Below are 14,432 nucleotides of genomic sequence, written 5' to 3'. Positions count from 1 at the left end.
ACTATTCAAATTGATAATAAATATTTATTATGTGAACAACGTTTATAGCCGATATTAACTTAAAACGAAGGGCCATTTTATCAAATAGTTCTATTCTTTTTCAGCGTATAAAAGCAGGATGTGAGGTGATTAAATCTATAGCGCCTCCTGAATGATAATCTGTGATTTTTTATGCGTGGCATTACATCATTGGGTTAAATGTGATTCCATTGTGAGTTATATTTTTCCGTCAGCAAATACAGAATTTGCGTGACGCGTTTGGCGGAGTAGTGGGCGCTTTGCTGGAATTCAGGTTGTTGCCATAGCCAGGTAACAAAGCGGCGACTGGCCGCCAGATTAACGGCGACACCTTGTTCTAAGTGGGAACCAGTTAACGAACAGACCATTTTGCGGTTGTGACCTTGCCCCCAGAGTTGCCACTGATTTTGCCACCATCCCTGCCATGTTTTGCCTAACAGTTGCCACTCTGCGCGGCAATCGTCATCGTTTATCTCTTCCTCAACGAACCACAGCGAGGAGAGACGCTGGCGAAACCGCTCCGCCCATGCCGTAATGACCGCGCCGCGCAAAAAACACTCATGGGCAATGATGTGTGTCGCGACATCAGGAAAGCGGTTTTTCAGCACCCGAAAATGACCATGCGCCGTAATGACCGGGCGAAGTATTGTTCCTTGCGCGTTACGTTTAAGCGCCGCCGGGCCATACTGAATCTCATCGAACTGACTACGCTGTAAAAATTGCCGTTCTTTAATGGCGATACGGTGAATAATATCCCCATTCTCACCCTCGGGCGGCGCAATTCCTTTCCAGTGGTAATGCAAACTCTTTCCGGCAGAAAGTAACGTGAAATTGCTGGAAAGGTGAAGAATATTGCCGCGAACAGCGTCAAAACTGAATAAAAAGTACAATTGCTGGAAGGCATTCGCTCCCTGAAACGGTACGAGCAGCGGAATACTGCAAATCTGTTCCGGCGTTTCGGCGGCATTCAGCGCGTGCTGTTTTGGCGTCCAGACCTTCTTACAGTACTGGCACTGAAGTCGCTGCGTTCCGCCGGGATTACGTCCATAACGAATCCATGTTTTTTGATAGCAGTCGGGGCAAAAGTGACCATGCTCTTTGGCATATTGCGCGATATAAGCAGACGCCCAGCGGCGAAATTCCCCCTCGTTGAAGAGCGGTGGATAACTGCCGCAGGCTCGACAATGCAATGCCGGATAACCCAGGCGATAGTCCGGCCACACATAATCCGGCGAGTCAGGCAGCCCAAGATTGCGACAACCAGCGCTTTTGCAGGCATTAATGGTGAACAGAGGCGGCATACATTTTACCAACGATTTTGGCAGGTCGTTGATTCTGCCTTCATAAAACGGTACGCGGATGTGAGGACTCTCACATAAAAAAACCTTTCAGAACGTAACGTAGCGAATCTTTATATGACTGAAAGGGACTTATTTATGAAAGTAAAACTGCTTGCTGCCGGTATTTTGTTCACGCTGCCGTTCTGGGCCTGCGCCAAAGATGTCACCATTATTTACACCAACGATCTTCATGCTCACGTAGAGCCTTATAAAGTGCCGTGGATTGCTGACGGTAAACGCGATATTGGCGGCTGGGCCAATATCACTACGCTTGTGAAGCAGGAAAAAGCCAAAAATAAGGCGACGTGGTTTTTTGATGCCGGAGATTACTTTACCGGACCGTATATCAGCAGCCTGACGAAGGGTAAAGCGATTATCGATATATTGAATACCATGCAGTATGACGCTGCCACTATCGGTAATCATGAGTTCGATCATGGCTGGGACAATACATTGTTGCAACTGAGCCGGGCAAAATTCCCTATCGTGCAGGGCAATATTTTTTATGAGGACAGCAGTAAATCCTTCTGGGATAAGCCGTACACCATTGTTGAAAAAGATGGCGTCAAGATTGGCGTAATCGGCTTACACGGTGTCTTTGCTTTTAATGATACGGTATCCGCCGCGACGCGCGTGGGCATTGAGGCACGCGATGAAATTAAGTGGCTGCAACGTTACATTGATGAACTTAAAGGTAAAGTCGATCTGACCGTCGCGCTGATTCACGAAGGCACCCCGGCCCGCCAGTCCAGCATGGGGAATACCGATGTGCGACGCGCGCTGGATAAAGATATTCAGACCGCAAGTCAGGTAAAAGGGCTGGATATTTTGATTACCGGCCACGCGCATGTCGGTACGCCGGAACCGATTAAAGTCGGTAATACGCTGATCCTCTCAACGGACAGCGGCGGTATTGATGTGGGTAAACTGGTGCTGGATTACAAAGAGAAACCACACCACTTTACGGTGAAGAACTTCGAGCTGAAGACCATTTTTGCTGATGAGTGGAAGCCCGATCCGCAAACGAAACAGGTGATCGACGGCTGGAACAAAAAGCTCGATAAAGTCGTGCAGCAGACGGTGGCGCAGTCGCCGGTTGAGCTGACCCGCGCGTATGGCGAATCGTCGTCGCTGGGGAACCTGGCGGCGGATGCGCTGCTTTTTACGGCGGGGAAAGACACCCAGTTAGCGCTTACTAACTCTGGCGGTATCCGCAACGAAATCCCGGCTGGCGCGGTGACGATGGGGGCGGTAATCAGTACCTTCCCGTTCCCTAATGAACTGGTCACGATGGATTTAACCGGTAAACAATTGCGCAGCCTGATGGAGCATGGCGCCGGATTAAGCAACGGCGTATTGCAGGTGTCTAAAGGGCTGGAGATGAAGTATGACAGCAGCAAACCTCTCGGCCAGCGGGTTACCGTGCTGACGCTCAATGGCAAGTCGATTGACGATGCTACAGTTTATCACATTGCCACCAACAGCTTCCTTGCCGACGGCGGCGATGGTTTTGCGGCGTTCACGGAAGGCCAGGCGCGGAATACCTCCGGCGGCTACTATGTGTCGAATGCGATAGTCGATTACTTCAAGGCGGGCAACACCATCACGGATGAGCAGCTCAAAGGGATGCGCGTTGCGGATGTGAAGAAGTAATTTCCCCTGCCGCGGCGCGTTCAGTGTCGCGGCGTGACATGAAGAAAATTCAACTTTGCTGAATATTCCTCATTCTTTGGCGTGATTTTTCAGTTGACGTCCTTCTGCTTTTCCGTCATTTTTACATCTGGACGTCTAAACGGATAGATGTTTACAACACAACAAATAATAACATGCGATTGATGAGGTAAGGTATGAGCTTTTTTCACGCCAACCAGCGGGAAGCCCTGAATCAGAGCCTGGCGGAAGTACAGGGTCAGATTAACGTTTCGTTTGAATTTTTCCCGCCGCGCACCAGTGAAATGGAGCAAACCCTGTGGAACTCCATCGATCGCCTGAGCAGTCTGAAACCGAAGTTTGTTTCGGTAACGTATGGCGCCAACTCTGGAGAACGTGACCGCACTCATAGCGTTATTAAAGGCATTAAAGAGCGTACTGGGCTTGAGGCCGCGCCGCACCTTACCTGTATTGACGCCACGCGCGATGAGCTGCGCACCATCGCCCGCGACTACTGGAATAACGGTATCCGCCACATTGTTGCTTTGCGCGGCGATTTGCCGCCGGGCAGCGGTAAGCCGGAGATGTACGCCGCCGATCTGGTTGGTTTGCTCAAAGAGGTGGCCGATTTCGATATTTCAGTAGCGGCCTATCCGGAGGTACATCCGGAAGCGAAAAGCGCGCAGGCCGATCTGCTTAATCTGAAGCGTAAAGTGGATGCTGGCGCTAACCGCGCGATAACCCAATTTTTCTTCGATGTGGAAAGCTATCTGCGTTTTCGTGACCGCTGTGTTTCCGCCGGTATCGACGTAGAAATTATTCCCGGCATTTTACCGGTGTCTAATTTTAAACAGGCGAAAAAATTTGCCGATATGACCAATGTCCGCATTCCGTCCTGGATGTCACTGATGTTTGAGGGGCTGGATGATGACGCAGAAACCCGCAAGCTGGTGGGCGCTAACATTGCGATGGACATGGTGAAAATTTTAAGCCGCGAAGGAGTGAAGGATTTCCACTTCTACACGTTGAATCGTGCGGAAATGAGTTATGCCATTTGCCACACGCTGGGCGTAAGACCCGGTTTATAATCTCCAGCTCCCTGCCGGGAGCTTTATTACACCTCATATTGATCTACATCTCTGTAACTAAAAATATAAAAGGTATTAGCTATCGAATCTGTGGATTAATTCAACTATATCTATTTGCTCCTGGTGTATATCGTAACGGTAACACTTTAAAAGGGAGCTGAGATATGAGCACGACCGACGATACCCATAACACGTTATCCACTGGAAAATGTCCTTTCCATCAGGGGGGGCATGACCGAAGCGCAGGCGCAGGGACAGCCAGCCGCGACTGGTGGCCGAACCAGCTTCGTGTGGATCTTTTGAATCAACATTCCAACCGTTCTAACCCGTTGGGTGAAGACTTTGACTACCGCAAAGAGTTTAGCAAGTTAGACTACTCCGCCCTGAAAGGGGATCTCAAGGCGCTGCTGACCGATTCACAACCGTGGTGGCCCGCCGACTGGGGCAGCTATGTCGGTTTGTTTATTCGTATGGCCTGGCATGGCGCTGGCACCTACCGTTCTATTGATGGTCGTGGCGGCGCAGGTCGTGGTCAACAGCGTTTTGCGCCGCTTAACTCCTGGCCGGATAACGTCAGCCTGGATAAGGCGCGTCGTTTGTTGTGGCCGATTAAGCAGAAATATGGCCAGAAAATTTCCTGGGCCGACCTGTTTATTCTGGCGGGTAACGTGGCGCTGGAAAACTCCGGCTTCCGTACCTTCGGTTTCGGCGCCGGGCGTGAAGATGTCTGGGAACCGGATCTGGATGTGAACTGGGGCGATGAAAAAGCCTGGTTGACTCACCGACACCCTGAAGCGCTGGCAAAAGCGCCGCTGGGCGCGACCGAGATGGGCCTTATCTACGTTAACCCGGAAGGGCCGGATCACAGCGGCGAACCACTTTCTGCCGCCGCCGCTATTCGCGCTACCTTTGGCAATATGGGGATGAACGACGAAGAGACCGTGGCGTTGATCGCTGGCGGGCATACCCTCGGTAAAACCCACGGCGCGGCAGCGGCATCCCATGTAGGGGCCGATCCGGAAGCCGCGCCGATTGAAGCGCAGGGCTTAGGTTGGGCCAGCAGCTATGGTAGCGGCGTTGGCGCGGATGCTATCACCTCCGGGCTGGAAGTGGTCTGGACGCAGACGCCGACCCAGTGGAGCAACTATTTCTTCGAGAACCTGTTCAAATATGAGTGGGTACAAACCCGTAGTCCGGCTGGCGCTATCCAGTTTGAAGCGGTAGACGCGCCGGACATCATCCCGGACCCGTTCGATCCGTCGAAAAAACGTAAGCCAACCATGCTGGTCACCGACCTGACGCTGCGTTTTGATCCGGAGTTCGAGAAGATTTCCCGTCGTTTCCTTAACGATCCGCAGGCCTTTAATGAAGCCTTTGCTCGTGCCTGGTTCAAACTGACGCACAGAGATATGGGACCAAAAGCGCGTTACATCGGACCGGAAGTGCCGAAAGAAGATCTGATCTGGCAGGACCCGTTGCCGCAACCGCTCTATCAGCCAACGCAGGAAGACATTATCAACCTGAAAGCGGCGATCGCTGCATCCGGGCTTTCTATTAGCGAGATGGTTTCGGTTGCCTGGGCATCCGCGTCTACTTTCCGCGGCGGCGATAAGCGTGGCGGCGCTAACGGCGCGCGTCTGGCATTAGCGCCTCAGCGCGACTGGGAGGTCAACGCCGTTGCGGCTCGCGTTCTGCCGGTATTAGAAGAGATCCAGAAAACGACGAATAAAGCTTCGCTGGCCGATATTATTGTGCTGGCGGGCGTGGTCGGTATCGAGCAGGCGGCCGCTGCTGCGGGTGTCAGCATCAGCGTACCTTTTGCACCGGGCCGGGTGGATGCGCGTCAGGATCAGACCGACATCGAGATGTTCTCGCTGCTTGAACCGATTGCCGATGGATTCCGTAACTATCGTGCGCGTCTGGATGTGTCGACGACCGAATCGCTGTTGATTGATAAAGCGCAGCAGTTAACGTTGACCGCGCCGGAAATGACGGTACTGGTTGGCGGGATGCGTGTGCTGGGAACCAACTTTGACGGCAGCCAGAACGGTGTCTTTACCGACAGACCGGGCGTGCTCAGCACAGACTTCTTCGCTAATCTGCTGGATATGCGTTACGAGTGGAAACCGACCGACGAATCTAATGAGCTGTTCGAAGGCCGGGATCGTCTGACTGGCGAGGTGAAATACACGGCTACCCGCGCCGATCTGGTGTTTGGTTCCAACTCCGTACTGCGCGCGCTGGCGGAAGTTTACGCGTGTAGCGATGCGCACGAGAAGTTTGTGAAGGACTTCGTCGCGGCATGGGTGAAAGTGATGAACCTGGACCGTTTCGATCTGTTGTAAATCTTATGCCGGATGACGCTAACGCTTATCCGGCCTACCGTCTCATATGCCCACCGGGCAAAAAAATCCCCGCGCAATTGCGGGGATTTTTCATTGCAAGCCGACCTTATTCCCATTCCTGCAAGAAGCGTTGACCGTACTGGTCGGCGACCAGCAGCGCGGCGTACACTTCATCCGGCGTTGCGCCGCCAGGCATGTTATGAATAGTTTCACCTTCTGCGCAGGAGGCTTCCGCGACGGTGCGCATTTTGGCCGGGATATCCTGTTTAATATCCAGTTGCGCCAGCGTAATCGGCAGGCCAACGGAATGGCACAGCGCCGCAACGGTTTCGATTTCTTCGACCGGCGCGTTTTCCAGCACCAGTTGCGTCAGCGTACCGAAAGCGACCTTCTCACCGTGATAATAGTGGTGCGCATCCGGAATCGCCGTTAAACCGTTATGAATCGCGTGCGCTGCGGCCAGACCGCCGCTTTCAAAACCGACCCCGCTCAGGTAGGTGTTGGCTTCGATGACGCGCTCCAGCGCTGGCGTGACGACGTGCTGTTCGGCGGCCAACATGGCTTTTTCGCCTTCTTCGATCAGCGTGTTATAGCATAGCTCCGCCAGCGCCAGCGCGGCCTGTGTACACTTGCCGCCCGCCATTGTGGTGGCGCCGCTGCGTGAGCAGGCGCGCGCTTCAAACCAGGTCGCCAGTGCATCGCCGATACCGGCTGCCAGCAGACGCGCCGGCGCGCCCGCCACTATCTGCGTATCGACAATGACCATATTCGGGTTATGCGGCAGCAACAGATAACGGTCAAACTCACCGGCATCGGTATAAATAACCGAGAGCGCGCTGCACGGTGCGTCGGTAGAGGCGATGGTCGGCGCGATAGCGACCGGGACGTTCATAAAATGCGCCAGCGCTTTGGCGGTATCCAGCGTTTTACCGCCGCCGATACCCAGTACGGCGCCACACTGACTTTTTTCGGCGACGGCGCGCAGCCTGTCGATCTCATTTTGCGAACATTCGCCGCCAAACGGGGCGATTTCTACTGACAAACCGGCATCCGTCAGGCTTTTGCGCAGCGTCTCTTCGGCAAATCCCAGCACGAATTTATCGCCCACAACCAGCCAGTTGTTCGCCATTGGTTTTAAATAATCGCCAAGACGCGCGATGACGTTTGCACCCTGAATATACTTACCTGGTGACTGAATAATGCGATCCATACATTTCTCCCCTACAGGTTCAGATTACCAAAAGCGTTTTTCCAGTCTTGCTCAAACTTCTCTATTGCTGACTCTACCGCAGGCGTATTGAGCATTTGTTGCGCTACATCTAAAGGAAGGGTAATCGCCTGGCAACCTGCCAGTAAGCAATCCAGCGCCTGCCGCGGTGTTTTAAAGCTGGCCGCCAGCACCATGCTGTCGGGAGCGTGATGTTCCAGTAGCGTTTGCAGCTCCTGAACCATACGAATGCCATCGCCGCCCTGCGCATCAACGCGGTTGACGTAGGGAGCGACATATTTTGCGCCCGCCAGCGCCGCCAGCAGGCCCTGCGATGCGCTGTAGACGGCGGTGCCCAGCGTCACGATGCCTTCTTTTTTCAGCAATTTAATCGCTGCAAGACCTTCGGCGGTCACCGGAATTTTAACCACAATGCCGGGGATGGCGTTATTCAGCCGTTTGGCTTCTTCCACCATCCCTTTTGCGTCGCGGCTCATGGTCTGCGCAAATAAAGTGCTTTCTTCGCCGATGGCGTTTTGCAGCCTGGGCAGCACATCCCAGATAGGTTCTTTGCTGGCTGCCACAATGCTTGGATTGGTGGTGACGCCGGCAATCGGGAAAATGCGCGCCAGACGTTCAACTTCCGCTACGTTAGCGGTATCCAGATAGAGTTCCATAGTCTTTCTCTTCGTGAGTTTTCGTTATGGACAGGATAAAGGAGCGTGTCCCGGATGCGCTATGTGACAAATCTGCCAAAAACTGGACAAATGTGATGCTCTTGGTAAAGTGTGATTTACTTCACAAGTTGGTGATGATTAGCGTATAACGTGCTGTTGTATGCCATGTGGGGGAGTGAGGTTTTTGCATTGATATTACAATAATCCAGTAAATGCGCGTTTTATCTACTGTATTCTCTTTATTGGCGTGTGGATTATTTCTCCGTTAGCTGGCTGTGATACTGGCGGCGATACTCCGACGGCGAGCGTTCCGTATTTTTGCGAAACAGGCGGCAGAAATAGTTACTGTCGACAAAGCCGCAGCGGTGCGCCACCTCTTTCACTTTCAGGTCATAGCCCTTCAGCAACGTTTTGGCGTGTTCCAGTCGCGTATGGTTCAGGTATTCGTTAAAGCCGATGGCCCCCGTTTTCTGGAACAGGTGCGAGAGGTAATTTGGCGAGATATAAAACGCCTGTGCTACCGATTCGCGCGTCAACGGCGCGGCGTAGCGTTCATCAATATACTCCCGAATGGCTTCAAAAAGCGCGCGGCTGCGGGAGGCGGTCTGGATTTGGCTGCCGAGCAGATCGCGGCAATGGCTTAGTAGGCTGGCGACAATCAATCTGGCCGTTTGCTGCTCTTGCGGCTGCATCTGCATCTCATTAAGCGTTTGTAACAGGAACGAGCCTATACGCGGGCCGCGGCGCGCAACGTGCTGTTTCGTGAGGTTTTGATGCTGCTGACCATCCCAGTGGACTACGCTGAAACCTAACTGCTGTTTGCCAAACAGAATGCTCAGGGTGGTGACGGGCGTTTGCCACTGCGGGATGTTCCAGCCGCCAGCCGGAACGTAGAGAACATCGCAAGGAATGAGCGGGGCGGTAATGCTCATGTCAGTAAGCTCGCCCTCCAGCACAATCTCCAGCCGCGGAAAATCCACCTGGTACGCCAGTTCCGGCGCTGGGCCGCTGGCGCTGGCAAAATAAATCTGGCGCAGCGGCAGCGGACCGTTGATGAGACGGGAGAGAAGGTGGCTGACGTCGTGATACATGATAATCCCCTGCCGATCGCAAACAGAGGAAACAGTAACGTCGAAAACCGATGTCCTCAAGCGATTATTGCCGGATAGCGGCGCTTTGCGCCTTATCCGGACTACGGGAGAGAAGAACGCCAGGCCCGATAAGCGTTAGCGTTATCGGGCAGCATATAGGCTATTGATTACCGACCTGATCGCCATACGGCAACGTATCATAATCAATCAGCGCATTTTTCTTATACGGGTTGCCAATCCAGCGCGTGGTCTCTTTGAACTGCGGGTTGGTGATGGAACGCGTCGGGTCGTAACCATCATAGGTCAGGCCCGCTAAGTCCGACCAGGTATGGATAAGCTCGGAACTGCTGTACTTACGATCGACATCCTGTGAGAAGTCGCGCGGATGCGCCGCCTGCCATTTCTCTGAGGTCCACAGCAGGAACGGCACCGTATACATATGACGGGTTGGCGAATCTTCGTTTCGTCCCTGCGTCTTATGCGGCGGCGTGTCATACACTTCTTCACCGTGATCGGAGAAATAGAGCAGGAAACCGTTCGGATCGGTCGCTTTATAGTCCTTAATCAGGCTGGCGACAACATAGTCGTTATACAGGTTCGCGTTGTCGTAATCATTATACGATTCTAGCTCGTCACTGCTTAATCCCGGCGGAACATGGTCAGTTTTACCATCAAACTTGCCCTGGTTTTCTGGATAGCGGAACTTGTATTTAATGTGCGTTCCCAGCAGATGCACAATAATGAATTTTTTCGGCGCCGGGTCGGCTAACACCGCTTTAAACGGCGCCAGCACGTTGCTGTCATATTCGCGTGCGCTTTGAGTGCGCTGCTGGTTCATATAGAACTGCTTATCAGTCTGCTTAGAGAACACGGTCAGCATGGTATTACGCGCCGTCATCGTCTGCTGGTTAGTGATCCAGAAGGTTTTATACCCGGCCTGTTTCATCATATTCATCAGCGATGGCTTCGTCAGATACCAGTCCGGGTTCTTTTCGTCCGCGAACGTTAGCGCCTGTTGCAGAATCTCAATGGTGTACGGTCGCGAAGTTACCACGTTATTAAACACGGTCAGCCCGGGGTCGGTTTTATGCAGCGCGTCCAGTTCCGGCGTGGTTTCGCGCGGATAACCGTACAGACTCATACGGCCACGCTGGGTCGATTCGCCAATCACCAGTACCAGCGTGCGCGGCGCATCGCCGGAGTGGTCTTTGAAGTTAGCCAGCGGCGGCAGGGCATCGTTTTCATTCAGCAGTTTATTCAGCGAGGCGAGCTGTAAACGGTACTGATAGTAGCCAGTAATAAATTGCCACGGCGCTGCGGGTTCCATTCGTGACGCCAGGCTATCCAGCGTTTTCTCCATCGACTTATGCTTGATAAAGGTATTCATCGCGATGGGATGGAGGATCAGCCCGTACAGCAGGGCAAACGACACCAGATAACGCCAGGGGGATGGAATATAAACCGGGCGCAGACGTGTCCACAGCAAAATCGCCGCCACCGTATAAGCCAGCGCGACAAGAACAATTTTCAGACTGAAATATTGGCTTAAATATTCGCTGGCTTCATTGGCGTTGGTTTCAAACATCACAAACAGCACGCTTTGCGAGAACTCCTGCCCGTAGATTACGTAATAGCTCAGCGCCGCCAGCGAGGCGGCCCAGAGTACGACGCCAATAACGGCAGCAATAACCCGGATGCGGCCTGGAAACAGAAAGACCGGGATCAGCCACAGTGAGCTGTACAGTAGCGAATCCCGCAGACCGTTTGTCCCACTGTATCCGGTGAGATAAATAATGGCCTGCAGGAGGGTGGAAAAGAACCAAAAGTAGAGCAGTGCCCAGCCCAGGGCTTTCCAGCTAAACGCGGGTTTAGTCTGGAGTAATGTGGATTGCATAATGAGAGCCTGTCTTTAATCGTAGCGCCAAACGTAACGCCTGAACCTTAAAAGAATCTGAAGCAAACCTGCTTTATGCCGCACGTTTTGCTAAGAAAGATTTACAAATGCATAAAATGCAGACAGGAATATATTGAAAAAATGACCAGGATGACAGCAGTATTTCATGCCGCCCCCACATAACTGCGTGAGGGCGGCTTTCTTTTGGCGTTAGCCGGTGTTGCGCATACCGGCGGCGACGCCCGCAATCGTGACCATCAATGCCTGTTCGACGCGAGGATCGGGCGATTTGCCCTGCTCTTCAGTCAGACGGGAACGATACAGCAATTCGGCCTGCAACACGTTTAATGGATCGGTATAAACGTTTCTTAACTGAATGGACTCCGCAATCCACGGTAAGTCGGCCATCAGGTGCGAATCGTTGGCAATCGCCAGCACCACTTTAATGTCTTCTTCCAGCAGGTCTCGTAGCTCTTTGCCCAGCGGCCAAAGCGTTTTCGCCACCAGGCGCTGATCGTAATAGTCGGCCAGCCACAGGTCGGCTTTTGAGAACACCATTTCCAGCATCCCAAGACGCGTGGAGAAGAACGGCCAGTCGCGGCACATGGCTTCCAGTTCGCTTTGTTTACCGTCTTCCACCACTTTTTGCAGCGCAGTACCCGCGCCCAGCCAGGCTGGCAGCATCAGGCGGTTTTGCGTCCAGGCGAAGATCCACGGAATCGCGCGCAGCGATTCGACGCCGCCAGTTGGACGACGTTTCGCCGGACGTGAGCCGAGCGGCAATTTGCCCAGCTCTTGCTCCGGCGTCGCGGAGCGGAAGTACGGTACAAAGTCTTTATTTTCGCGCACGTAGCCGCGGTAGGTTTCACAGGAGATGACGGAAAGCTCATCCATAATATGACGCCAGCTGTCTTTCGGTTCCGGCGGCGGCAGCAGGTTTGCTTCCAGAATTGCGCTGGTGTAGAGCGACAGGCTGCTGACGGTGACTTCCGGCAGGCCGTATTTGAAGCGGATCATCTCGCCCTGCTCGGTCACGCGCAGGCCGCCTTTCAGACTGCCTGGTGGTTGCGAAAGCAGCGCCGCGTGGGCTGGCGCGCCGCCACGGCCAATAGAGCCGCCGCGGCCGTGGAAGAGGGTGAGCTCGATGCCGGCTTTTTCACAAGTTTTGATCAGGGCGTCCTGCGCCTGATACTGCGCCCATGACGCGGCCATAACGCCGGCGTCTTTCGCCGAGTCGGAGTAGCCGATCATGACCATCTGCTTACCCTGAATCAGCCCGCGATACCAGTCGATATTCAACAACTGGGTCATCACGTCGTCGGCGTTGTTCAGGTCGTCGAGGGTTTCAAACAGCGGCGCGACCGGCATGGCAAAGCCGATACCTGCCTCTTTCAGCAGCAGATGCACAGCCAGCACATCAGACGGCGTTTTCGCCATTGAAATTACGTAGGCGGCGATCGACCCTTTTGGCGCTTCGGCAATAACCTTGCAGGTTTCAAGCACTTCGCGGGTATCGTTGCTCGGCTCCCAGTTACGCGGCAGCAGCGGACGTTTGGAGTTCAGCTCGCGGATCAGGAAGGCCTGCTTGTCGGCTTCCGACCAGCTTTCGTAGTCGCCAATACCAAGGTAGCGGGTAATTTCGCCCAGCGCTTCGGTATGGCGGGTGCTCTCCTGACGGATATCAATACGCACCAGCGGTACGCCGAAACACTTCACGCGGCGGAGCGTGTCGAGTAACTCGCCGTTGGCGATAATGCCCATGCCGCAGGCCTGTAACGACTGGTAGCAGGCGTACAGAGGTTCCCAGAGCTGCTCGTTTTGCGTCAGCAGGCCATCCGGTTTGGGCAGTTTCTCGCCTTTCAGACGCGCTTCCAGCCAGGACTGGGTCGCCATCAGACGGGCGCGCAATTTTTTCATCAGGTAGCGATACGGCTCAGACGCGCCTTCTTCGCCCACTAACGCCAGCAGCTCCGGCGTGGCGTCGACCATCGACAGTTCTGATACCAGAACATGAATGTCTTTCAGGAACAGATCGGTGGCTTTCCAGCGGCTTAACAAGAGCACGTGGCGGGTGATATCCGCCGTCACGTTCGGGTTGCCGTCACGGTCGCCGCCCATCCAGGAGGTAAAACGTACCGGCACAAAATCCACCGGCAATTTGTAGCCGAGATTTTCTTCCAGCTGTTCGTTCAGTTCACGCAGATAGTTAGGTACGCCCTGCCACAGGCTGTTCTCAACCACGGCGAAGCCCCATTTGGCTTCATCCACCGGGCTTGGGCGCTGCTTGCGGATCTCATCCGTATGCCAGGATTGGGCAATCAACTGGCGCAGGCGACGCATCACCTGGTGGCGTTCGTAGTCGGCGATATCGGTATTATCAAGCTGTTTCAGACAGTTATTGATTTCACCCATCTTGTGAATAAGCGTACGGCGGGTAATTTCTGTCGGGTGGGCGGTTAGCACCAACTCCAAAGACAGCGACTCTACCGCTTTTTTGATGGTTGCGTCGTTGAGGTCCGGTTGGTTTTTCAGTTTGCGCAGAGTGCGGGCAATCACTTCCGGGTTGCTGGCGGCTTCGCCTTTTGGCGAAATGCTGTGGTATTGCTCGGCAGTATTGGCCAGGTTCAGGAACTGACTAAACGCGCGCGCAACTGGCAGTAGCTCGTCATTAGACAAATTTTGTAGCGTGGTGAGCAGCTCCTGGCGATTAGCTTCATTGCCGGCGCGTGAAGATTTGGATAGCTTACGGATTGTTTCTACGCGATCAAGAATGTGTTCTCCCAGCGCATCCTTGATGGTTTCTCCCAGCACCTTGCCGAGCATACTGACATTACTACGCAACGCGGAATATTGTTCGTTCATATGATCCCAGACACCCCATCTCTGTTGTAATTGTCCTGCATCTTTCACGCTGCGGCGGCGTTGGCTGCGCTCTCCCACCCAGGTCACTTACTTATGTAAGCTCCCTGGGATGTGCTCGTTTGCCGTCTTGCCGCAACGCGAAATCTTTCGGACCAAGCTTTTTCACATCACTTCTCATCTTTATAAAGCCACGTAAAACCCGTGGCGTCAATTACTGCGAAATCGGTTCAGCAAACGAAAAAATGGCGGTAATTTATTAA

At 53.6% G+C, this 14,432-nt stretch carries 9 protein-coding genes; 3 read left to right on the top strand and 6 right to left on the bottom strand.

Features of this window, described 5'->3' with window-relative positions:
- Positions 1-194 precede the first annotated feature (194 nt).
- The gene (locus ACLJRE_RS19935) at positions 195-1,319 is read right to left on the bottom strand and encodes a hypothetical protein (RefSeq protein WP_023212195.1); all 1,125 of its coding nucleotides are present in this window, start codon (positions 1,317-1,319) and stop codon (positions 195-197) included.
- Between the two features lie 135 nt (positions 1,320-1,454).
- Between ACLJRE_RS19935 and ACLJRE_RS19930 the strand changes: the two genes are divergently transcribed.
- From ACLJRE_RS19930 to katG, 3 genes are all read left to right on the top strand, one after another.
- Positions 1,455-3,011, top strand: coding sequence for a bifunctional metallophosphatase/5'-nucleotidase (locus ACLJRE_RS19930; RefSeq protein ID WP_058109057.1), 1,557 nt, complete (start codon positions 1,455-1,457; stop codon positions 3,009-3,011).
- A gap of 194 nt (positions 3,012-3,205) precedes the next feature.
- Positions 3,206-4,096, top strand: coding sequence for a methylenetetrahydrofolate reductase (gene metF, locus ACLJRE_RS19925; RefSeq protein ID WP_000007507.1), 891 nt, complete (start codon positions 3,206-3,208; stop codon positions 4,094-4,096).
- A gap of 164 nt (positions 4,097-4,260) precedes the next feature.
- Complete coding sequence (gene katG, locus ACLJRE_RS19920) at positions 4,261-6,441, top strand: catalase/peroxidase HPI (RefSeq protein WP_000108117.1); 2,181 nt, start codon at positions 4,261-4,263, stop codon at positions 6,439-6,441.
- A gap of 106 nt (positions 6,442-6,547) precedes the next feature.
- Here katG and ACLJRE_RS19915 read toward each other — a convergent pair whose 3' ends face one another.
- The 5 genes from ACLJRE_RS19915 to ppc form a co-directional block, all read right to left on the bottom strand.
- A complete protein-coding gene (locus ACLJRE_RS19915; RefSeq protein WP_000374031.1) occupies positions 6,548-7,651 on the bottom strand; it encodes a glycerol dehydrogenase in 1,104 nt (367 codons plus the stop codon).
- Between the two features lie 11 nt (positions 7,652-7,662).
- Positions 7,663-8,325: a fructose-6-phosphate aldolase gene (gene fsa, locus ACLJRE_RS19910; RefSeq protein ID WP_023212193.1), complete on the bottom strand. Its 663-nt coding sequence runs from the start codon at positions 8,323-8,325 to the stop codon at positions 7,663-7,665.
- Positions 8,326-8,579: 254 nt separating this feature from the next.
- Positions 8,580-9,416 carry a helix-turn-helix transcriptional regulator gene (locus ACLJRE_RS19905; protein WP_000274595.1) on the bottom strand — a complete coding sequence of 279 codons (837 nt, stop codon included), beginning with the start codon at positions 9,414-9,416 and terminating at the stop codon, positions 8,580-8,582.
- A gap of 160 nt (positions 9,417-9,576) precedes the next feature.
- Positions 9,577-11,310 (bottom strand): phosphoethanolamine transferase CptA, encoded by a 1,734-nt coding sequence (locus ACLJRE_RS19900; protein WP_001528929.1) that lies wholly within the window; start codon positions 11,308-11,310, stop codon positions 9,577-9,579.
- A 210-nt stretch (positions 11,311-11,520) separates the two neighbouring features.
- Positions 11,521-14,172, bottom strand: a complete 2,652-nt coding sequence (gene ppc, locus ACLJRE_RS19895) for a phosphoenolpyruvate carboxylase (RefSeq protein WP_001005549.1) — start codon at positions 14,170-14,172, stop codon at positions 11,521-11,523.
- Positions 14,173-14,432 lie beyond the last annotated feature (260 nt).

The sequence above is a fragment of the Salmonella sp. SAL04157 genome (genome assembly GCF_046551635.1).
In the GTDB taxonomy this organism is placed as follows: Bacteria; Pseudomonadota; Gammaproteobacteria; order Enterobacterales; family Enterobacteriaceae; genus Salmonella; species Salmonella enterica.
Note: the sequence above shows the minus strand (reverse complement) of the source record. Positions and strands in the feature narration are given on the sequence as shown.